Consider the following 21,889-nt stretch of genomic DNA (forward strand, 5'->3'; position numbering starts at 1 on the left):
ATAGTATTGATCGAACCCAATGGAGTACGACCTCGACTCGGGAGCACACTCGACGTATTCCCTGCACTACCACCTGATACTCACCACGAAGTATCGGCGCGGAGTGCTAACCGAGGAGCGAACCCAATTCATTCACGAGGTCATCCGCGGGTTCACGGACAACTACGGTGTCGAACTGACGAACCTCGACGGCGAGGACGACCACGTTCACATCCTCTTCCGAGCGAAACCCACCACAGACCTCGTGAAGTTCATCAACACGGTCAAGGGCGCGACCGCCCGCCGTATCCGTAACGAGTACGAAGATGAACTGAAAACCGAACTGTGGGGCGACTCGTTCTGGAACGACTCGTACTGCCTCATCTCGACGGGGCAGGTATCGCTGGATGTGCTGAAACAGTACGTCGAAGACCAGCGGGAGTAGATTGTCATGTACTACGCCTACAAGTACCGTCTCAAGCCGTCCGACGCCCACCGTGAGGAGTTGGACCGCCACCGAGACATTTGTAGGCAACTGTACAACCACACGCTCTACCGTCTCAACGAGTACCAAGACGAACACGGCGATCTGCCGTCCATGACCACCCTACGGTCGGAACTTCCCGACCTCAAGAAGTGGTGGGACGGCCTCTCGGACGTGTACTCGAAGGTTCTCCAGACCGTCGTGGAACGCCTGTTCGACAACCTCAAAGGCCTCTCCAAACTCAAGGAGAACGGCTACGCCGTCGGTCAACTCAAGTGGAAGCCGCCACGGGAGTTCCGCAGTTTCACGTACAGTCAGTCTGGCTTCAAGCTCGACAAGAAGGGCGGTCAGACTGTGCTGTCACTCTCGAAACTCGCGGACATACCGATTCGGCTTCACCGCGCCATCCCCGACGACGCGAACCTCAAACAGGTCACAATCAAGAAAGAACCGACAGGCGAGTGGTTCGCCACGTTCGGCGTCGAAATGGACCGCGAACCGCCCGAACCGTCTGAGAACCCCGAGAAGTGCGTCGGTATTGACGTGGGGATTCTCAAGTACGCCCACGACACCGACGGCACGGCTGTCGGGTCGCTCGACCTCTCAGACGAACGCGACCGCTTGGAGCGCGAGCAACGGAAGCTCTCGCGCAAACAGCACGGGTCGAACAACTACGAGAAGCAACGGCGTCGAGTCGCGGAGTGTCACGCCGACCTCCGACGGAAGCGCCGTGACTTCTTGCACAAGCTCTCGGCGTACTACGCTCGGGAATACGACCTCGTGGCGGTCGAAGACCTGAATGTGAAGAAGATGATGGAAACTCCGTCGAACAGCCGTAATACTGCGTCTGCCGCGTGGCGAACGTTCCTCTCGTTGCTCGAATACAAGTGTGAGCGAGAAGGGACGCACTTCGTCGCGGTCAACCCGAGAGGGACGACCAAGGCGTGCGCGTCGTGCGGCGTTTCGACCGACAAGCCGTTGTGGGTCCGTGAACACTCCTGTCCCGCCTGCGGGTTTGAGGCGGACAGAGATGCGAACGCGGCGTGGAACATCCTTTTTCGCGGCCTCGAAGACGTAGGAGTGGGATACTCCGAATCAACGCCTGTGGAGACTGCGCTCCCTGTGGACACGCCTGTATCTGCAAAGCGCGTCGTGGAAGCAGGAAGCCCTACCCTCAAGGAGCGAACGGCGTCAACCGTGAGCGAGTAGGGTAGGGTAGTTCACCTGCCTCTCTGTTCTATGTATCTTCGCTTCCGCCTGTGTCAGCTCTGAGGACTGCGTTCACGTATTCGTCCGCGGTTCGTCTGGCCGTTGCGAGCGTTTCAGTCTCGTCCAGAACGACTGCTCGAGTGCGCCCCCCGTCGACGATGGTCATGAGTGCCCGTGCTACGTGTTCGGAGTCAACGTCAGTGAATATGTCTTCACTAATGCCGTGATCAATCACGGTCCTAAGCAGATACTGGACGTACTCGTCGTTCTGCTGGAATCGGTCGGCGAACGCTTCCTTGTACGGCGCTTGACTCCGCATCTCCAGCATTGCGATCAACAAGTCGTGGTGGTCTTCGGGAGCAACGAGCAACTTGTCGAGTAGAAGTTCCAATCGCTGTTCGGGAGCGGTTGTCTGAACCTCATGTATCGTCTCACCGAATTGGTTAAGCACATAGTCCAGAAACGCGACCAGGAGGTCATCTTTCGTGTCGTAGTGGTAATGAACGGCAGCGGTCGATTTCCCGTACTCATCGGCAATACGTTTGATCGTGAGATCTGCGTATCCGTGGTCGCGAAGCGCGCGATAGGTCGCACGCATAATCTCCTCGTCAGAATCTGACGAAGTCCGGTCCGGCGGGTCGGCCATTAGTAGAATATTCGTCCTGCTCCAAATAACAGTTTTGACACACTCGTCAGAACCGTTGGCGCGATATCCTCCCGTAGCGGTTGGGTTTGACGAAAGTATCGATAGCCCCCGGTTGAGTTTTGTACTCCCGAAGTCTTTTGACTAACCGGTTAGTAAGTAAAATATCGACTACATGGCAAACGACCCAGCCACTGAGATCCTGGACGCCACGTACCGTGCCCTCTGCGAGCATGGCTACGCAAATCTTACACTCCAGGATATCGCTGCCGAAGCAGACGCCAGCAAGTCGTCCATCCACTACCACTACGATTCAAAAGACCAGTTGTTCGTTGCCTTCCTCGACGACCTGTACGAGCGATTTACCGACCGAGTGGACTCTCCCGAGGGAGATACGCCCAACGAACAGCTTGAAGAGCTCCTTCAGGTTCTACTGACTACCGACGCTGAGCCGCCTCTGAGAGAGTTCCGAACCGCAATGCTCGAACTGAAGGCACAGGCCCCGTACAATTCGACTCTACAGGAACGTCTCACCGACTTCGATGAGTTCCTGATCGAACAGTTGCGAGAAATACTCGCGGCTGGCATGGACGACGGTGAGTTCGCCGACGACATCGAGCCAGCCCGCGACGCAGAATTCCTCGCAACGACAATCACCGGCGCACAGACTCGCCATGTCACAATCAACCAGTCCTCTGACCAACTCTACGATACGATGACCAGATACATCGAGCGACATCTCCTCGCCGACGAGCAACCGGAGGTTGGACGGTAATGGGGTTGTTCAGCCGTATTGGTTCGCTCTTCAAGGGCCCAGAAGAGTTCGACCTCACATCGGGTGGAATCGCGAAACCACTGTTTTTTCTCTCGATGCCGATCGTCGTCACGAACCTCTTCCAGACCGCGTACAATTTGGCGGACACGTTTTGGCTGGGCCAGTACAGCACCGATGCACTAGCGGCGATCAGTTTTGCGTTCCCGATGGTGTTCCTGCTTATCTCACTGGGAATGGGGATTTCAGTTGCAGGAAGCGTCCTCGTCGCCCAGTTCACGGGCGCTGATGAGGAGCGGGAAGCCGAGTACGCGGCGTCTCAAACCGTGACCTTCGCAGTCATCGCATCGGTGATCCTCGGCGCCATCGGATACTTCGCCATCGAAGACTTCCTCGCAGTAATGGGCGCGTCACAGGACGTCCTGCCGCTAGCGACGAGTTACATGGAGGTCATTTCACTGGGGCTGCTGTTTATGTTCGGTTTCGCGGTGTTCATCGCGCTAATGCGAGGGTACGGTGATACCATCACCCCGATGCTGGTGATGTTCGGGTCGGTCGTCCTGAATATCGTCATCGACCCATTCCTAATCTTTGGGTTCGAGAACAACCCCGTTTTCGGGATGTTCGGACTTGGTAGTCTCGAATCCACGCTATTCGCCGTAACTGGCTACACGGGTTCCGGTATTACTGGTGCGGCACTTGCAACTGTCTTTTCCCGCGGGCTCGCGCTGGTCGTCGGCCTTGCAGTCATGTTCCGAGGGACACGCGGCGTCCAGATCCACATCCGTGATATGGTTCCGAACCTCTCCTATCTGCGACGCCTCGTCCGGATCGGGTTACCTGCTTCTATTGAGGGGATGGGCCGAGCGCTGTCGATGAACCTGCTGCTGTTCATTGTCGCGTTGTTCCCGGACGCGGTCGTCGCTGCTTACGGTATCGGCACGCGGGTCTTCTCGGTTATTTTCCTCCCCGCCATCGCGGTTGCTCGGGGAGTCGAGACAATGACAGGCCAAAATATGGGTGCGGACAAGCCGGACCGTGTCGAAAAAGCGGCAGGGCTGGCGTCGAAAGTGCTCTTCACCGTCCTCACGGTCGCGGGGGTCGTTGTCTTCTTCGTCGCGGCACCCATCGCCGACGTGTTCACGACCGACCCCGAGGTCGTCGACATCGCCGCGCAGTTCCTTCGCTACGTCGCGTTGACCTTCGGGTTCATCGGGATTATGCGAGCCTATACGGGCAGCTTCCGCGGTGCCGGCAAGACGCTCACCGCGGCGGCGATCTCCGTGCTGATGCTCGGGATTATCCGGTTCCCGATTGCATGGATCGCCTCTGGACCGCTCGGTGAGCGCGGAATCTGGCTGTCGTTCGCGATTTCGAACGTCGTTGGAGCGATCATCGCCTATTCATGGTACCGGCGCGGCACGTGGCGCGAGAGTGACTTGACCGAATCCAAAGTCGACCTCGACGAGACCAGTGTCGAGACAGCAGCAGGTGATGACTGAAACCGATGACTGACACAGAGCCTGTTCACCCCTCACAGATCGAGCGCTACTTTGAACAGGTGCTCAGCACCGGGGACGAGGCCAATCTTCCGCTCGTTCACGATGTACTGGACGATAGCCCCGACAGATGGTACGGACAGTTGGTGGTGACCGTATACGATTCACTGTCAGATCACCAGGACCGTGAGGATGTCCTTCCTTACGCCGCCGCAGTCGAATTACTCCGGGGATACGTTCGTCTCCGAAATCGGCTACTCCTCACTCTCACTGATAAACACGCGTATTCGCTTACGCTGGATCCGACAGCGGCACTGCTGGCCGGGGATTATCTGTATACAGCGGCATTTTCGTCACTCCGTTCAAGACCCGACTCTTCGTCGAGTGAGTGTTTCGAGATACTGACGACAGCTCTCGAAACCGTCACGGAGGCATTTACGCGCACCTACACCGCGGCCGGATTCACAGACCACGACCAAGCGAAATTTCTCGATGACACTGCGGGGAGTCTCGGTGAAGGTGCGGCGGCCCTTGGAGCGACACTGGCTGGTGTCGACGAACCGGTTCGCCGACACTGCGAACGACTCGGTCGCGGGCTCAGTACCGCCCGACAGATCAACTACGTGCTCGATACGGATCCAACCGAGGCGATGGTTGTCCTGCCAACGTTCGATGAGTCACAATTCCGTCAGTATGCAGGACAGCGGCGAGATGAGGCTGCTCTGGCTCTCGACACCCTGTCAGAGACCGTCGATGTAACGCGTCTGCGAGCGTTGGCCGATGTGACTGTAACGAGACACGACTAACAGAGCTGAGCTACTAATTACGACGCACTCGATTAACTATACAGACATCTGACAGATCCGCACTGTAATCTACCACGCCCTGAAATGCGTGGCATTCAGCGTGAGCTTCCTTTATAACCGCTGAGAGCGGTAGGCGAATCCTCACCGTTCACTCACCCGAATTTCCGAATCAGACAGTAGAAGACATCGATTCATCTGCGAACAATCCAGTGATAACCGTGTCGATCAGTGCCTCCTCAACCTCATCATAGGTTTCGTTCAGGACGATAGGTGTGTTCTGTGCTTGCGTGACGAACAGCAGCGACCGTAGGAGTCCTCGTACGATATCCGGATCGTCTATCCGGACATCATCGCGCGCAACCCATGCTTCCGGCTGCGGTAACACGCGGAAATCTGCTTCGGCACCTGTGTCGGGTTTGTTGTCGCTATCGCCTTCACTAATCGTGCCCGTGTTATTGTCGTCCCCTGTACTGGTAGCATCATCATAGTTTGTTCCATTCAACTGCTCATCGATCCGCCGTATCTCACCCTCCACAAACAGCCTCCGAATAAGAGGGTTCGATCGGACTTGCTTAAGCGTCGTCCGCAGGATCATTTCAGCTTCCGCCTGTGGTGTCTCCACCTCACCGACGACTGCTTCGAGTTGTTCAAATAACTGATCGCGCTCAGAGACCAGCACAACAAGATACAGTTGCTCTTTCGAGTCAAAAAACTGGTAGAACGTACTAGTACCGATTCCCACCTCTTCCGTAATATCACTCACACGCGTTCGATCGAAACCGAACTGCGCGAAAAGTTTGTGGCCCGCCTCGATCAACTCTTTGCGGATACGCTCGCGATCTTCATCGGTAAAGCGCGCCATTATTGCTTCCTCGTGTCAGCTGCGACGGCTTCGTTTTTTTGCTCCATACCGAGATGCGAGAGCCCAAGAACAAAATGTTTATTGGTTCTCGGGGGGAGTAGTGAGTGTGCAACGAGCTTGCCACTTCTCGCCGAATAGTCCCGCAACGGAATTCCCCCGATCCCGGAGTACAATCACCACGACTATCGAGGTGCGGTAGCGCATGCGGACTCGCCCCCTATCCGTTGTGCTTGTGAGTGTGCTTCTCCTCACTAGTGGTCTCGGCATCGGTGCTGTCGGCGCCGAGCTAACCGGCTCCAACGCCGCGTCCGGTGTCGGCGTTGGAGCGCCCGCACAGGCCTCGAATATCGGTGGGTCTCCTGATCTCGACGTGTTCGCGCCGAACCCGAACCTTGTCCCCGGCCGGACCAACCAGATCACCCTCCAGATCGCCAACGACGGCAACCTCCGGTTCGGGAACGCTGCGAACAGTGATATTGTCACTACCGCGCGCAACGTCCGCGCTGAGGTCGAGGCGAGTGGGCCACTATCTGTCGAGTCGGGCGAGACGTCGATCGGCAGCGTGACGACAGGCGCCCCCGGCGAACTACCGGTGAGTCTGAACGTGCCGCAGGGCGTCGAGCCCGGAACATACTCGCTGGATCTAGATCTCACCTACGGCTACATCTCCTCCGGCGAGAGCCGAACCGTAACGGTCTCCCGCGACGTGGAGGTGCGCGTGCGTGACGACGCCCGGTTCCAAGTCGTTGACATCGACAGCGACGCGCAGATCGGTGACAGCGGCACCGTTGAGGCGACGATCGAGAATGTCGGCGCGGAGACGGCCCACAATGCTGACGTGACTTTCGGGACGCAAAGTAGCAGCGTCACAGTGAGTGACGGTCAGTCCGACACCGTCCGGATCGAGGAGATCGAACCCGGCGAGACGACATCTGTCGCATACGAGGTGGGCGTCGCGTCCGATCTACCAGTCCAGCAGTACACGCTTGCCGGTTCCGTGCAGTTCGAAGACCCTGACGGGATCACCCGCACCGATGATGGGCTCTCACTCGGGATCCTCCCGCTTGCCGAACAGGAGTTCGCATTCACTAACGTGGAGTCACAGCTTCGCGTCGCCGAGGACGGCGAACTGGTCGGCACCGTTCGCAACGACGGCCCTGTTCCGGCCCGTAGCGTTGTTGTTCAGTACGCCGGCAATTCCCAGAGCGTGATCCCGGCAGAGCGGTCGACCGCTGTAGGGACGCTTGATTCCGGTGAATCCGCGAACTTCACACTGCCAATCTCGATTAGTGGCGAGGCCGAGTCCGGCCTGCGCTCGCTCGATATGGCAGTCCAGTACCGAAACGGTGAAGATGAGTTGCGGGCCTTCGAAGACCTCGTCGTCGACGCTGAGATTGCCCCTGAGCGCGACCGTTTCGACGTTGCGGTCGAGAACCGCACTATCCAGTCAGACGGGGCTCGTACCGTTGATGTCACCGTAACGAATAACCTCAACGAGACTGCCAGCGACGTCGAGGCACGGTTGTTCGCCGACGATCCGCTCGATACAGGTGATACCGACACGGGATACGTCCAATCACTCGACTCCGGGGAAACCACCACGATGACTTTCGAGTTGACTACTACAGGCTCTGCAACGCCGGGTAGCACGTACCCAATCTCGCTTGACTTCCGGTACGATGACGCGGACGGAGACAGCCAACTGACAGACACCTACCGTGTCCCGATAGACGTGATCGAGAGTGAGGGCGGCGGACTGCCGCTGCCAGTTATCATTGTCGCGCTGCTTGTCGTTGGGACGGGGGCGCTTGTCGTCTACCGGAGGCGGCAGTAACCGATGTCTCTCGGCGAGCGGATCGAGGCGTGGACACGGCGACTTAACGACGCCATCGTCGACAGCCCGCGCCGAGTCATCATCATATTCCTTGTTCTCACGCTGGTGTTTACCGGCGGGATAGGCCTTGTCAGCACGGACACTGAGGCCACCGATTCGTTCACCGATGGTCTCGAGGAACAGCAGGCACTTGACGCGGTTAACGAAGAATTCGAAGATCCATTCGAATCCGATGATGAGTCCACACAACTCATCCACTCGGGAAGTAACGTTTTGACGAAAGAGGCGTTACTCAGAGACCTCCGGGTCTTAGAGGAGGTTGAGTCGCGAGACGACCTCCGGGTAGCCTCGGCCAACGGCCCAGCCACGGTCGTCGCACAGACAATCGACCCGTCGGCGACCACGGCAGCCGAACAGCGGCGCGTCTTGGAGTCGACGAGTGCGACCCGAGTCAGACAGGTCGTTCGCAGCCTCTCAGAAAATCCGCGGTTTACGGGGGCGGTTGCGACAGATTTCAATCCGACGAGCGTGAGCGCAAGCGCGTCGATTACGGTCATCTCACACGACGTGCCGGGAGAGTTCTCGGATGGGGACCTCCAAGAGGTTCAAACGACGATCCGATCGATTGCGGCTGATCAGCCAGGGGATCTCACGGCGTTCGGCAGCGGCGTGACGAACGCCGAGACGGCCAACGTCATCGGTGACTCGCTCACCATCGTAATGCCTGTCGTTGTGCTGTTGCTGCTTTTGTTCCTGGTCGTCGCCTACCGCGACCCGATCGACCTCGCGCTCGGGCTGCTGTCGCTTCTGATGACCATCATCTGGACGTTTGGGTTCCTCGGGTTCTCTGGAATCCCATTTAATCAACAGATGATTACCGTTCCCGTGCTGTTGCTTGCGGTCGGGGTCGACTTCGGGATCCACATCATCAACCGCTATCGCGAGGAGGTCGTCGACGGCTATGAGGCGACAGAGGCGATGCGCGAAGCGAACAACCAGCTAATGATCGCCTTCATCATCGTCACTGTAACCACTGTGTTCGGATTCGGGGCGAACGTGATCTCTGACCTCACGCCGATCCGAAACATGGGAATCGCCTCGGCGGTCGGGATCACCTTCACCTTCCTGATATTCGGGCTGTTCCTGCCGGCAGCAAAACTGGTCGTCGACAGGCTGCGAGAGCAGTACGGAGTCCCAGAGTTCAACTCGGCCCCGATCTCCTCCGAGGACTCGACGCTTGGGAAGTTCCTGACGTTTCCGGCACAGGTTAGCCGGTACGCGCCAATCGCGTTCGTGGTCGTGCTGCTCGTGACAGGGGGGATGGCCGCGGCGTACGGCAGCGGCGTCGACACCTCTTTCGAGACTGAGGACTTCCTTCCCCCGGAGGAGCAACCGGACTATGTGACCAGCCTCCCTGAGCCGTTCGCACCGAGTGAGTACACTGTCACTGAGACGTTGAACCTGCTTGAAGACCGCTTCTCAACTAACCAGGATCAAACAGTGAAGTTGTACGTCGAAGGGAACTTTGAGGAGGGCCATGCGCTTGAGGCTCTCGCAGACCCGAACGACGATGCATCAGGCTCACTCGCAGTCGGTGACGGCGGGAGCGCCCAGCCAACCAGTATTGTGACTGTGATTCAATCTCATGCCGAACAAAATCCGGAGTTCGCCAAACTGGTCGCCCGCAACGATATCGACGGAAACGGAATTCCCGACCAAAATCTCGACCGTATCTACGACGTGCTGTTCGCCTCGTCGTCCGGCGATCGGGCTGAGCAGTACCTCACGCCGGATCGACGGAGTGCGCAGGTCGACTACGCGATCGACTCCGGGGCCTCGCAGGCTGAGGCCGCGGCCGACACTCGGGAGTTCGCTGAAGAGTTCCGGTACAAGACGACCGCCACCGGTCAGATCGTCGTTTTCGACGCGGTGACTGATATCATCTTCAATTCTTCAATTCAGGGACTGATCATCGCGATGGGGTTAACAGGATTGTTCCTCGTTATTGCCTACGCCGTATTGGAGAGCAAGCCGCTCCTCGGAATAGCGAATCTCTTCCCGATCTTAATCGCAATCGCATTCCTACTTGGGACAATGCGATACCTCGGGATATCACTGAACGCGCTGACTGGAACAATTCTATCGATTTCCATTGGGCTCGGAATTGCGTACTCAGTACACGCCACTCATCGGTTCATCGATGAGTACAACGCCGGCGCCGACGCTTACGAGTCGATGATTATCACGCTCTCGGGGACGGGCGGCGCCCTGCTCGGAAGCATGCTCACCACTTCGCTCGGGACGGGTGCGCTCGCGCTCGCCATCACACCCGTGCTTGGGGACTTCGGCCTCTTGATGGCGCTGAGCGTGGTGTACTCCTTCGTGTTTACCGTGATAGCACTCCCCCCAGCAGTGTTGTTGTGGGAACGCTACCAAGGCGTATGGAGTGGGATTAATCTGTCAGTCTCAGGCTGACATCTCAACAATATATTTTCTACCCCCGTCTCAGAGGTAGGAAGAATACGGGGAACCGGACACCTCTTGACGAATTTATCGAGAACAGAGGAGAACATCTGTGTCTTTGTGGGATGAATCCAGCTACTCTGTTGAATCCGCAGAAGGCGTCGGGATCGGGTCCTCCTGTACTCGGTTCAGGACCGCTGCCGAGAGAATTCGGAGATGGAATCTTGGCAGAGGGCGAGAAGATCGAGATCACTAGGTGGATAGGTCCAATTCATCGACGACGAAGAGCGAAAGCTGCGCCGACTGGCGCAGCAGCACTCGACAGACGCTCATGCTGATCCGGTCGAACGCTTTACACAACGTGGACGGCGCAGAGAGATCGGCCGCGTTGAGGCCGATCTCCCCGGTTATTTGTGGCATCTCTTTGAGCAGGTCGATCGTCATGCGGTACGACGAATCGAGGTAAATCCGCAGACAGTGAAGGGAAACGAGTGCGTAGTCGGCGAATCCGCCGCCACCTTCCGGGGCGGCGGATTCGCCTCCATCGCCAGTAACTCTTTGAGCAACCGGTACAACCTCCCCGATGAAGCGGGAGATTTGCGTCATGGTCAACGGAACTCTCCCGCTTCAACTCCTTTGATTTAGCGGCCTACCTCGCCTCCGTATGGCGATTCAACACAGCCAAATTAACCTACTAGTGGCGATGCGAGCTCAAAACAGTGAAGCCTCGAAGCTTGTCCCCGAGGTAGTTCACAAATCCTCGTCTAACGCCCCGTAGAGCCCTTTTTGGATCCGCGCCGCGACTCCAGTGAGGTGCGCCTGTCCGAATGTCGCCACGATCAACGCCCCTACAGAGTTGTACATCTGGTCGAGAACCGTGTCATCAAGCCCATGCTGAGCGAGCGGCATCGAGATCCCGGTCTTGGCGGAGACGATGTCAAGCGCGAACTCGAACAGTTCCCAGACGACGCCGAACGCGAGCACCACCACAAAGATGAACACAAACGCGAAGCGCGCTGGGATCTCGACTTGATCGCTGTGGAGGTCAATCGCTCGCAGCGTCGTGTATCCTGCGCCGGCGACCAGCGACGCCGAGAGAGCGTGCGTGAGGTGATCCCACCACGGGATCAGCGCATAGAACCATGCCGATCCAAGCGTGTGGAGGAACACCGCCGACGTAATCCACACGCCAAGCCATGGATTGGGGGGAATGTTGTAGTTGCGTTCAAGCAGCGCCGGAATGAACGTGACGAACAGACCGATCCCACCATTAGTGATCGCCTTCGGCTGGCCGAACACCACGCCGTAGCCAACGATAGCGACCAAGAGAACCTGCATCACCCTCGTAATCCGCCGCTGCGTCCGAAGCGACGAGTGATCCCGGAGGGTGCCTCGAACACTCATCGGCGCACCACCCACCCTATCACTCGGCGAAGATATGCTTCGCGCCGCCGGAAGTACGCGTCGAAGAGGATCCCGGCGACGAGTCCGGCCAGCGTAACGTAGAGCCACTCGATCATCAGCGCCTCGTTGGTCGTCAGCAAGTTGGTACCGAGCATCCGATCGGCGTTCCACCGTAGGACCGTCCACGCCGCCGCCGTTGCCAGCGTCGTCATCACGACGAAGACCACGGCGAACCAGTGTGTCACGCGTAGCGTGGTGAACATCTGAAGTTCCACAGTGATGATCAGCGCGAACGCGGCGATCGCGAGATACGCTGCGAACGTTCCCATTTCTCCCCCGAAGAGCGCACGCACCAGAACCGGCAACAGCGCGAGCCCGAGCACCTCCCATGGGAGCATCACTTTCGGGTCTCGCGCCGCGACCGCCGGTGCGGCCACAACGACGATCATCGCGGCGATGATAGCCATCGGGAGGAGGTCGAATTCGAACAGGCTCTCGACGAACACTCCCGCGAGCACCGTCACCATCGCCCACGCGACCAACGCGTTCGTCCGCCCGCTACGGAGCAACCGCCCCAGTCGGCCCTCAATAGCGTCTCCTTCCAGAACGTCAAGTTCGGAATCAGACGGATCGACTCCGTCAATCTCAGCCCCAGAGTTTCCATCTGTGGCTTCCGAAGCGGATTCGTCGGAATTCATACTCATATTCGGTCCGCCCCTCAGATATGGATTGCCTTTACAACACGCCAGACAGGCGCACTTTTGCCCGTCACGTCTATCTTTCAGCCATGAATTATCGACGCTAGTGAATATTCACACGCTTGATTGCTGAAAAAATTCGCCACCGATTCGCTTGGTATGACCTCAGTACTAATCGACATCTGATCAGAATATATCGCCTAGGGGGATTTCAACAAAGGATATCTCACTTGGGTCGCTGTGGGTGTCCCGTACCGATCGCCTTGGAGTATAGTTCTAGTGATTACGATTGTCTTCTTGCTTCTTTTGTAAATGTTGGACGACCTCAGTTGCTGTGTCTTGTTGGGTCCGAGCAGATTCTGCCAATAATTCTCCGCCCACGAGCGCCGGACTAATTATCGTATTGGCTCCTACAAAGCGGAATTTCTCAATATTCTCATTATTTGTCGCTGCAGCAACAATCCAGATATCGTCGTCTTGTTTTCTCACGGTGATTGCCGTCATAATGTCTTCTGCGTCGTCTTCTGTAGCAATAACGACGGCACGCGCCGTATCTAGCCGAGCTCGTTCAAATGTCTCATTCGATGTCCGAGAACCATGTAATTCTAAAACATCTGATTCAGTGAAGCTTTGGGGCGCATCCGTATCAGAAATAACCAATATTGAGCAATCTCTCTGTAAATTATCAATAATTGGGGCGGTCAATTGATCATTTCCAGCGACAATGATATGATCTGAAAGTTGGTCAAGTTCAGCGTCGTCTGTCATACCTAATGCCTCGGTAAACCGGTTCTCAATAGCGGGAGTTAAGAGTGTACCAAGTGCGACAGCAAACGTAGCCGTGCTAACGATTAAGACAGACAGCGCGTATAAGCGGGCAAATCCACTTTCCGGAATGGGCGTGGCATCGCCGTATCCAACCGTGCTTCCAGTTACAATCGTAAAATAAAATGCATCTAGTAGAGTGTCAATTCCCCGGAACTCATTCCGAAGTGAATACGTTCCAATCGTACCGTACGCCTGCGCGCCGACCAAAGCCAAGCCCGCAGCAATTTGCGTGTCTGTCAGTGTGACGTTTCGATCGAATACCCCTTCTTTAGATAATAATATCACAAATACGACGAGAGAGAGCAGTACAAGCGGTGTCGAAAATACGCTTGACTGAAGAACTCCCTGAATCGTTACCGTGGGAACGAGAAAGAGAGATACGTACCACGCAGCCCGCCATCGTCGCCGAAGACCGTAACTGGTGAGAAAAAGAAGGAACCCAGTTAGCGACCCTGTAAAGCCGGCAGACTCTGTCGCACTTAATGGCAACTGATCGGCAATAAAATTAATTTTTGCGGCACCTGTTAGCGTCGCCACACCTGTTACTATTGACAGAACAGAAAGTACAGCAACTAACTGTACGATTCCTTTCGTGGATTTTATATAACTAATTGAAACGGATTTTGCTGTGTCAGTCACAGTTCTATCACGTAATTACGTATCGGGATTCTCAGACAATTCTGACGCTGTGAAGCCACCATCTTGAGCGAGATCTTACGTAACACGAGATCAATTGGATTCACTCTGGTCATAAGTTCTTGCTAGAGGAATAGAATCTTGAGTCCTGACAAACAAAAAGTCACCCACGCCACACCAACATACCTTTCTTGTAATGTGGCAATTAGTAGGTAAATGGAATATAGCTCAGGACTACGACGGCGGATCATCTTCGGAATTGGAGGGTTAGGATTAGTAGCTGCTGTCATTTTTGTTTTAATCCAGTTTCAGGCAACGCTCATATTTGCAATCTTTCTCTACTACGCAAGCCGCCCAATTTATCGTAAACTCGAGAACCTCTCGCTTCCGTCGCGACTCCAAGGCCATCGCGTTCCCTATCGCCGTCAAGTTCTTGCCATGGTTACAATTGCTATTTTCCTACTGCCGTTTCTCTTTTTGCTCACATACACCCTTGTACTGGTAGTACCCGAAATCCAACGGCTCGCTGGAGGGGATGGTCCTGGTGTAGCATATCTGTCTGCACTACAGTCGGCACAAGGAAGTGGACTTCCGGGTCCACTCGTAGGGCTAGAAATCAGTGACATACTTGTGCTGAGTCCTGAGGAAGTCGTAGCAATCCTCAACGACCCCGCAGTTCAGACATGGGTCGAACAAATGGTTGCTACGCTGACCGGTTCAGTCGGGTTCATCGCAAACGCAGCACTCCATGGATTCATTCTTCTGGCCGGGACATATTATATGCTTACTGACGGCTCACGACTTGTAGACTGGTTTCTCGACAATTTTGATGAATCAGGTGTTGTCGGGTCATACGCGGTAGCTGTTGATGATGAACTGTCTTCCATCCTCTTCGGTAATATCTTAAACGCATTTGTGACCGGTATCATCGGAATTCTTGTCTTTTCTGGATATAATCTCGTTGCACCAGGAGCAGTAAACGTTCCATTTGCGCCCCTAGTCGGCGCACTCACAGGAGCAGGAAGTTTAATACCAGTTGTGGGAATGAAAATTGTGTACCTCCCTGTCGGAGCAATTCTCGCGATAGCTGCTGTCACCAGTGGTCAGGCAAGCGCGTTCGGCTTCGTGATCCTGTTTCTCGTTTTGGCGTTCGTAGTCGTTGATACGATTCCTGACTTTCTAATCCGCCCGTATGTGAGCGGCAACCGGACACATGTGGGCCTACTGATGTTTGCCTATATTCTCGGACCGATCGCGTTCGGGTTCTACGGGATTTTTCTTGGCCCAATACTGCTTGTCCTCCTCGCAGAGTTCTTTAGAACTATTGCATCGTACGTTCTCACCGGCAGACAGCCACATGAACAATCAAGTCTCTCGGACTACTGAATAGCCCGCTAATAGCAATGTTTGTCTCCATATCTGTGAACAGAAGCCGAGACGCATCTTACCGACCAACACCTAGAGACATCAAATACTACGTGGACACAGCGGTCATTTGGATACAGACGGAAACACATAGTTAGCTACGGGCCAACCTTCTAAGCATCCGTGTACACAATCGCTGACCTACCTATCGGGAATACACTCCAGACGGTTGAATACGATCTCGGGCTCGAATCGGCACTCCGTCAGATGTCTGAGTACAGCTACACACAGATCGGTGTCGAACGCGACGGCGAGTTGGTCGGGATTGTCACCTACAGATCAGTCGTCCGGACTCTCCTTGCATTCCATCAACTGGAGGTCGGACACAAAACGCTCGATAAGATTTCGGTCGGCGCAGCAGTCGAAGATGCACACACCATCAGCGAGGATGAGAACCTTCTGGCCATATTCGATGCACTCGCAGAATACACGTACATCGTGGTCGATCGAGACGACGAGTGGCGGATTCTAACCGACTACGACCTCCTGACACGACTGAAACAGATGCTTGAGCCGTTTCTGTTGATCGAGTCCATCGAGATGCAGTTGCGCAAGATTTTCACGCGAGTGTTCGGTGATGCGCTGTCGGAGCAGCTAGCCGAAACGTTCGACGAGGAACACCCACTGCCAACGCCAGCGTCGATCGAGCATTGCAGTTACGCACACTATGCCCAATTCATCTCGATTCATTGGGGGGAATTTGAGTCGCTCTTTGATGATCAACAGGACGTGATCCGCGAGTTAGTGCTTGAAATCGGGGATATGCGAAATCAGCTCTTCCACTTTCGAGTCGACGACCCGGACGAATTTGACCGAGACCTGCTCCGCTTCGGTCAGTCGTACTTTTCCTCCGTGTGACTTCTGAGTTCGTGCGCGGGGGGTCCTGAGTATCATACGGCTTGTCGGCAAATCGAGCAACTGGCTTGGGCTCTATGTATTGAAAGAGCCAGTCTCAACTACTGGTGGACCCCCAATTTGATTCACGCACCCGCAAATCGCCAGACTACAGTCCATCAGCAATGTGTTACACAAGATTTAAACGTCTATTTATTCACGAAATTAACGTTCGTGATCTCAAACCGTGCTCCACCGTCCGTCCCGTCCGTAACGCGAATCTGCCAGTCGTGAGCATCGACAATCTGTTTGACAATATTCAGTCCGAACCCAGTTCCATTTGCCGACTGCGAGTAGCCGAGCTCAAAGACAGCGTTGCGTTCGTCGGGCGGAATGCCTGCCCCATCGTCTTCAACATAGAACCCGTCGGTTAGTTCTCCGACCGTCACTGTCACTTCTGGCCCACCGTGTTCAACCGCGTTTCGAAACAGGTTCTCAAATACTTGCTTGAGACGACTGCTGTCTGCCCACACGGTTCGGTCGACGGTAGTAATTACGCGTCCCTGCTCCATCTGAACGTTCTCCCGACACCTGTCAGCTATCGTCGCGAGATCAACCGGCTGAGTGTCACTCACCTCTTTATTATCCCGAGCCAAAATGAGAAGATCTTCAATCAGCGCCTCCATCCGCTCTAGTGCTCGGCGGACACTGTCGAGATGGTCGTTGTCACACTCGTCGGCCACCAAGTCAAGATGCCCGGTAGCAACGTTCAGCGGGTTCCGAAGATCGTGAGACACAACGCTGGCGAACTCTTCTAGTCTCTGTTGGCGTTCTATCCGCTGAGTAATATCTTGAAACGTGCCGCGCACACCAACGATTTTGCCATCCTCACGCCAAGGCTCGCCGCGGGTACGAACCCATCGCACCTCATCGTCAGCTGTGACGATGCGTAACTCCAAGTCGTATGGTTCCCCGTCAGTTAACACTCGCTCGACGGCATCCTGAATCGTTGTCTGATCTTCGGGATGATAGAGCCCGACTGTGTTCTCGACTGTTGGTTCGAAGTCCATGTTGACGCCGTGAATCTGGTAGACTTCATCGGTCCATCGGAGTGACTCTGTTCGGCGGTCAAGCTCCCAGCCACCGACGTTTGCGACGGTCTGGGTCTGTGAAAGGAACTCGTTGGCCTGCTCAAGTTCTTGATTTTGCTGCTTACGAGTCGTGACATCACGATATAACCATATGTTCGCTTCACCTTCGGACAGGGTATATGGCACGTAATCACGTTCCAACACGCGACCATCTGTGAGTTGGAGTTCCTCGTTTTGAACCAGCTCCCGGTGTTCAAGTCGCTCGGAAATCACTTCGATGAACGCCTCTGGGTCGGTGAATCGGGATTTAAATTCTTCAGCTGCTGTGGCGCAGTCGCGTCCAATTACTTCCTCACTGTCGATCGGAACGCCAAGTGTTTCGCCCAACTGGCCGTTTGCCATGAGTACGTCACGTTCAGCGTCTTCAACGAGTACGCCCATCGGCAGATTTTCGACGATTGTGCGAAGAACAGTATTTGTCTGCTCAAGCTCTTGTTTGCGCTCTTTACGCTCGCTGATATCACGCAAAATCCCAACTGACCCCTCGAAAGACTCCCCTTCGTAGGGTAAGACGCCCATGTGATCCTCACAGGGAATTGGCTCACCTTGATTGGGCAGAATCTCGATCTCAAACTGTATGCTGTCGGGACCGTCCGACGAGAGAATCCGCCCAAGGTGATTTTTCGAGCGGTCGACCACCTCCGATGATTTGATTAGTGTTGGTGACGCTCCAATAATTCTCTCACGCTCGTACCCAACCAGTTCGATGAACGCGTCGTTCACGTATTCGAAGTGTCCTGTTTCATCAAGTACGTAGACCGGGTCGTTGAGAGTCTCGACGAGTGTTCGAAATTGAGTGAGTGCCATCTCCTGTTCCTGTTCCACAGAGCGATCCCGTACCGAACAGACTAGCTCACTGGCGTCCGTCTGCGCAACGGTATGATCTTCGACGAAGGTCGTCCCATCGGCCCGGAGCCCAGTCGTCTCTCCGCTCCAGTAGCCGTCCTCGGCGACCGTCGGCAAGATAACGTCTCGTACGATCGCTGTGTCGCTGTCGGGGTAGATCAGTTCCCAGTGTTCCCCCTCCATCTCGTTGGGGTCATATCCGTAGATGTCTGCGTAGGCCTGATTGACGTAGATAAACTCATCGTCCTCATTAAGGATGCTGATGCCTTCTTGCGCCGTTTCAATGGCTTTGCGCTGCCGTTTGCGCTCTTTGTCTGCACGATATCGTTCGACGGCGTTTCGCAGTCGGTTCGCCAATACAGTATACTGGTCAGCTACACGCTTTTTCTGGAGATAATCAGTCACGCCAGCGGAGATAGCTTCACCAGCAACCTCCTCAGAGCCCTTGCCAGTAAACAGCACGAATGGCAGGTCAGGGAAGTTTTTTCGGACAGATTTGAGAAATTCAATACCGTTCTGTGAAGGCATATCATAATCAGAGACGATACAGTCAAAGTCGCCAGAAGAGAGGTGTTCTAGCCCCTCACTGGCGCTCGTCGCTGTCGTGACGGTGAAGTTATCATCCTCGCGTTTCAGAAACTCCGCAGTTAACTCAGCGAAGTCTGGTTCATCGTCGACATGAAGCACATGGATGCTTGCTTCACTGTTCATGAACCAATACAGCCATGGCTGGATAATAACACTATTCAAGCATTTCTCAAGACAGAAATTCGGAGGGTCGCTGACACGCGGCGTTTCACTGGGATAGCGGCGGAAACTCGATGGTACAGCTGACACTCGCTGACTCTGTTACCTTTGCGTAGCACATTGTTGATGGACTGCGGTCTTTCGGTTTGCGGTGTGTGAATCAAATTGGGAGTTCACGGTAGAGATGCTTAGAAGGTCGATTAGTTCCCCCGCTCAACTAGCGACGACTGTACCAACAATCTCCTACAGAAGAGCGACCGTACAGAAAACGGGGGTTTTCTGAACACCAGCATTAGAACTAATATTAGCCCTAACAGTAGGCCTATACAACGATGGCGAAAACGCGAGTCAGTCAGGGGGCGAACGGCCAGTACAAAGTGACGGTGCCGAAGGGGCTCGCCGAAGCGATGGACCTCGACGGCAAGCGTCTCGACTGGAAGGTTAAATCAGGGAGCTCCCTGGAGGTGACAGTGGTCGATGAGTAAAGCGCTCGCGTGGATCCGGAAGTCGAAGGGTGACGATGACGACGTCGGACTCGAAGTCCAGCGTGGACTGGTCCGAGGTCTCGCGAGGGACGTCGCCGGCCAGGTGGAAGTTCTCGACCTCGGGATCCACACTGGCTTCTCGTCGATGACCCGAGACGATCCGGCGGGCCTCCTTGACCAGAACGAGCGCGTTCAGGAATGTGTCGGCGAGCTCGAAGCCGGCGAGTATTCGCACCTCGTGGCGTGGGACGATCGCCGGATGTGAACTCACGATGCTTAATCAGTGGCCGAACCTCGTGTTGCCGGGCAAGTCGCCTGATCTTCTGGTCGTCGTAGCCCTTGTCAGCGAGCAGAATATCGATACTCTTAGGATTGCGCTTGATCAACGACGGAGCGATCTGGCTATCGTGTTTTCGTGTCGTCGTCACATGTAAATCGAGGATCGCGTTTACCTTCGCATCGACCAGTAACGTCACCTTGAGCTGCTGAATCGTGAGTTCAGCGCGTTTCGTGTAGTGCTTCGAAGCATGACGGCGGTCGAACCCTGACGCATCAACTCCAACAACGCCGCTCGTCGGAAGTAGTGTCGTTGAGAGAGTCAATATAACACGCCATACAGCCATATCAAGCCGTCTAAACGCCTTACAAAGCGTTGAAGCAGTAGGATATCGATCGTGTACAGTAGACGAGCAGCGAGACATCGGCCACGATGATCGACGTGACAGTCGTCTGTCGGGCGGAACGCAGCGATGCTCTCACAGAGTGGGTCGACCCGCCCTTACCAGTGCTTATGAACACGGCCGAGCGTTTCAGGAAACGAAGACGGATGCCCTCCATCGCTCACCACAGTCGACGGACTTCTTCCGGAGTCACCGGGTTCCTCCCTATCCTGATCGTCAACCTGATCCCGCTCGTCGGTGTGCTCCGCCTCGGCTGGGACCCTGCGACGCTCGCCGTGGTGTACGCGGTCGAAGTTGTGCTTTCGATCCCGCTAGCGGGCGTAAAGGCACTGTTCGCGGCCCGACCGCCGCCCGAAGACCGTGAGTCGGGCGTGATAAGCGTCACCGAAGCGCCGCTGGCGAGCAAGCGCGGTGCGGTCCGTCCAGTTACGTGGCTGCCCCCCATTCACCTTCGGAACATCCCGTTCACAGCGGCGGTCTGCGGCGCGGCCGCGTGGATCACGTTAGTCGTCGGCGTCGCGTTCTCGCAGGAGTTCAACGTGCCGGCCCTGTTCTCTCGTCCGGCGGTGCTCGCGTCAGCGCTTGCGCTGGTCGCAGGCCAGACGATCGATATCGCCCGGGACTATGTCGGCCGGCAACGGTACGCAGAGACCTCGCCGTATGCGGTCGTTGAGACTCCGATGAGGCGGGCGTTCTTCCTCGTGTTCGCCCTGTTCGCGCTCCCGCCCCTCAACGCGGCGGGGGGCGGGGTCGCCGTGCTCGCTGCGTTCGTCGTCGTCAAGCTGCTCGTCGAGTGGTCGTCGTTTCGGGCGACACACGGCGATGATGCCTCCAGCAGCGGCCGGGTCTCCAGCTGGCTCGCCGGCCCAGCCGACTCCCCAGACCAACCGGAACCGATCAGGGTTCCCGACGCCGAACCCGATGCCCAAGTTCCGGCTCATCGTCGGACCACCGTCGTCACCGCGGTCCTCAAAACGCTCACCAGTGTCGCTCCGGTCTACGCGACTGGCTTCTTTGTCGTGTGGATCGCCGGGCTTGGGCTGTTCGTTGGCGACGCTCCCGGCGCAGTCGTCGTTGGGTCCGGGGTCGCCGTGTTTGCGATCTACCTCGGCGCGCTCACCGTGAACGCGGCGGGGTTTGCGCTCACCTATGCACCGGTCGAGTACCGGCGGTACGGGGACCGGCTGATTGCGTACGACACGTGGCTTGACGAGCCGCAGTGGGCGGCCTCCGTCGACCGCCTCCGCGATGCGCGCGTGGTCCACACCCGGCTCCCGGACCGGGCGTTCGGCACGCGGACTATCGAGCTGACCACCGGGTTTGGTGACGACGAGACGGAGCGGTCCGTCGGCCCAGTCGCTGATGGCGAGGCGCTCGTCTCCACGTTCGATCTACCGGTTCGATCCACCGATCTACCGCCGATGGATCGGCGAATCGCCGTGGTCGCGGTCGGTGTCGGGAGCGCTGTCGGTGTCAGTGCGGTTGCGTGGCTCGTGGGGCCGTGGCGATCGTCGAGTGGTCTTGTGCAGGGTATCGTTCTGTTGCCGTTCCTCGTCTGGCCGACGTGGTTGTTGTGGCGGCGCGCGTACACCGAGCCGGAGTGA

General features: G+C 56.2%; 18 protein-coding genes and 2 pseudogenes. 12 read left to right on the plus strand and 8 right to left on the minus strand.

The features are described 5' to 3' along the window. Window positions 1-19 precede the first annotated feature (19 nt). The gene (gene tnpA / locus EXE46_RS06130) at window positions 20-424 is read left to right on the plus strand and encodes an IS200/IS605 family transposase (RefSeq protein ID WP_008368212.1); all 405 of its coding nucleotides are present in this window, start codon (window positions 20-22) and stop codon (window positions 422-424) included. Between the two features lie 6 nt (window positions 425-430). Next, window positions 431-1,672 (plus strand): RNA-guided endonuclease TnpB family protein, encoded by a 1,242-nt coding sequence (locus EXE46_RS06135; RefSeq protein ID WP_089309362.1) that lies wholly within the window; start codon window positions 431-433, stop codon window positions 1,670-1,672. A gap of 28 nt (window positions 1,673-1,700) precedes the next feature. Here the strand turns inward: EXE46_RS06135 and EXE46_RS06140 are convergent, their stop codons facing one another. After that, window positions 1,701-2,318 carry a TetR/AcrR family transcriptional regulator gene (locus EXE46_RS06140; protein WP_008368216.1) on the minus strand — a complete coding sequence of 206 codons (618 nt, stop codon included), beginning with the start codon at window positions 2,316-2,318 and terminating at the stop codon, window positions 1,701-1,703. Between the two features lie 172 nt (window positions 2,319-2,490). On the opposite strand from EXE46_RS06140, the gene EXE46_RS06145 reads away from it, so the two are divergent. From EXE46_RS06145 to EXE46_RS06155, 3 genes are read left to right on the plus strand one after another with little or no spacing between them, the layout of a single operon-like run. Continuing rightward, window positions 2,491-3,090 carry a TetR/AcrR family transcriptional regulator gene (locus EXE46_RS06145; RefSeq protein ID WP_089309361.1) on the plus strand — a complete coding sequence of 200 codons (600 nt, stop codon included), beginning with the start codon at window positions 2,491-2,493 and terminating at the stop codon, window positions 3,088-3,090. Beyond that, complete coding sequence (locus tag EXE46_RS06150; RefSeq protein ID WP_089309360.1) at window positions 3,090-4,589, plus strand: MATE family efflux transporter; 1,500 nt, start codon at window positions 3,090-3,092, stop codon at window positions 4,587-4,589. Before EXE46_RS06145 ends, EXE46_RS06150 begins: the two co-directional genes overlap by 1 nt. Before the next feature lie 5 nt (window positions 4,590-4,594). Next, window positions 4,595-5,392: a polyprenyl synthetase gene (locus EXE46_RS06155; RefSeq protein ID WP_137687579.1), complete on the plus strand. Its 798-nt coding sequence runs from the start codon at window positions 4,595-4,597 to the stop codon at window positions 5,390-5,392. Window positions 5,393-5,561: 169 nt separating this feature from the next. Here the strand turns inward: EXE46_RS06155 and EXE46_RS06160 are convergent, their stop codons facing one another. Beyond that, window positions 5,562-6,254 (minus strand): TetR/AcrR family transcriptional regulator, encoded by a 693-nt coding sequence (locus EXE46_RS06160; RefSeq protein WP_137687580.1) that lies wholly within the window; start codon window positions 6,252-6,254, stop codon window positions 5,562-5,564. Between the two features lie 202 nt (window positions 6,255-6,456). Between EXE46_RS06160 and EXE46_RS06165 the strand changes: the two genes are divergently transcribed. Next, the gene (locus EXE46_RS06165) at window positions 6,457-8,088 is read left to right on the plus strand and encodes a COG1361 S-layer family protein (RefSeq protein ID WP_394348184.1); all 1,632 of its coding nucleotides are present in this window, start codon (window positions 6,457-6,459) and stop codon (window positions 8,086-8,088) included. Between the two features lie 3 nt (window positions 8,089-8,091). Continuing rightward, window positions 8,092-10,563, plus strand: a complete 2,472-nt coding sequence (locus EXE46_RS06170; protein ID WP_137687581.1) for an RND family transporter — start codon at window positions 8,092-8,094, stop codon at window positions 10,561-10,563. A 279-nt stretch (window positions 10,564-10,842) separates the two neighbouring features. On the opposite strand, the pseudogene EXE46_RS06175 reads toward EXE46_RS06170, so the two are convergent. The 4 genes and pseudogenes from EXE46_RS06175 to EXE46_RS06190 all read right to left on the minus strand — a co-directional run. After that, window positions 10,843-11,157, minus strand: a pseudogene (locus tag EXE46_RS06175) (IS5/IS1182 family transposase); the annotation flags it as partial. Between the two features lie 144 nt (window positions 11,158-11,301). Further along, entirely contained in the window at window positions 11,302-11,955 is a 654-nt protein-coding gene (locus EXE46_RS06180) for a hypothetical protein (RefSeq protein WP_089309435.1), read from the minus strand. Next, complete coding sequence (locus tag EXE46_RS06185) at window positions 11,952-12,653, minus strand: hypothetical protein (protein ID WP_241981503.1); 702 nt, start codon at window positions 12,651-12,653, stop codon at window positions 11,952-11,954. Before EXE46_RS06185 ends, EXE46_RS06180 begins: the two co-directional genes overlap by 4 nt. A 276-nt stretch (window positions 12,654-12,929) precedes the next feature. Continuing rightward, on the minus strand, window positions 12,930-14,120 hold the full coding sequence (locus EXE46_RS06190; RefSeq protein ID WP_089309436.1) for an NAD-binding protein: 1,191 nt from the start codon (window positions 14,118-14,120) through the stop codon (window positions 12,930-12,932). A 213-nt stretch (window positions 14,121-14,333) separates the two neighbouring features. On the opposite strand from EXE46_RS06190, the gene EXE46_RS06195 reads away from it, so the two are divergent. Both EXE46_RS06195 and EXE46_RS06200 read left to right on the plus strand, forming a co-directional pair. Further along, a complete protein-coding gene (locus tag EXE46_RS06195) occupies window positions 14,334-15,503 on the plus strand; it encodes an AI-2E family transporter (protein WP_089309437.1) in 1,170 nt (389 codons plus the stop codon). Between the two features lie 162 nt (window positions 15,504-15,665). Then, window positions 15,666-16,400 (plus strand): CBS domain-containing protein, encoded by a 735-nt coding sequence (locus EXE46_RS06200; RefSeq protein WP_089309438.1) that lies wholly within the window; start codon window positions 15,666-15,668, stop codon window positions 16,398-16,400. 185 nt (window positions 16,401-16,585) lie between these two features. Here EXE46_RS06200 and EXE46_RS06205 read toward each other — a convergent pair whose 3' ends face one another. Beyond that, window positions 16,586-19,084, minus strand: a complete 2,499-nt coding sequence (locus EXE46_RS06205) for a PAS domain S-box protein (RefSeq protein WP_137687582.1) — start codon at window positions 19,082-19,084, stop codon at window positions 16,586-16,588. A gap of 368 nt (window positions 19,085-19,452) precedes the next feature. On the opposite strand from EXE46_RS06205, the gene EXE46_RS17045 reads away from it, so the two are divergent. Further along, window positions 19,453-19,605 carry a hypothetical protein gene (locus EXE46_RS17045; RefSeq protein WP_007998983.1) on the plus strand — a complete coding sequence of 51 codons (153 nt, stop codon included), beginning with the start codon at window positions 19,453-19,455 and terminating at the stop codon, window positions 19,603-19,605. Next, entirely contained in the window at window positions 19,598-19,870 is a 273-nt protein-coding gene (locus EXE46_RS17050; RefSeq protein ID WP_238992148.1) for a hypothetical protein, read from the plus strand. Before EXE46_RS17045 ends, EXE46_RS17050 begins: the two co-directional genes overlap by 8 nt. Here EXE46_RS17050 and EXE46_RS06215 read toward each other — a convergent pair. Continuing rightward, window positions 19,863-20,270 (minus strand): annotated as a pseudogene (locus EXE46_RS06215) (transposase); the annotation flags it as partial. The gene EXE46_RS17050 and the pseudogene EXE46_RS06215 sit on opposite strands and share 8 nt — an antisense overlap. 44 nt (window positions 20,271-20,314) lie before the next feature. Here EXE46_RS06215 and EXE46_RS06220 point away from each other — a divergent pair. After that, complete coding sequence (locus EXE46_RS06220) at window positions 20,315-21,889, plus strand: DUF6498-containing protein (RefSeq protein ID WP_241981504.1); 1,575 nt, start codon at window positions 20,315-20,317, stop codon at window positions 21,887-21,889.

It is taken from the genome of Halorubrum sp. GN11_10-6_MGM, assembly GCF_005435165.1.
Lineage (GTDB): Archaea > Halobacteriota > Halobacteria > Halobacteriales > Haloferacaceae > Halorubrum.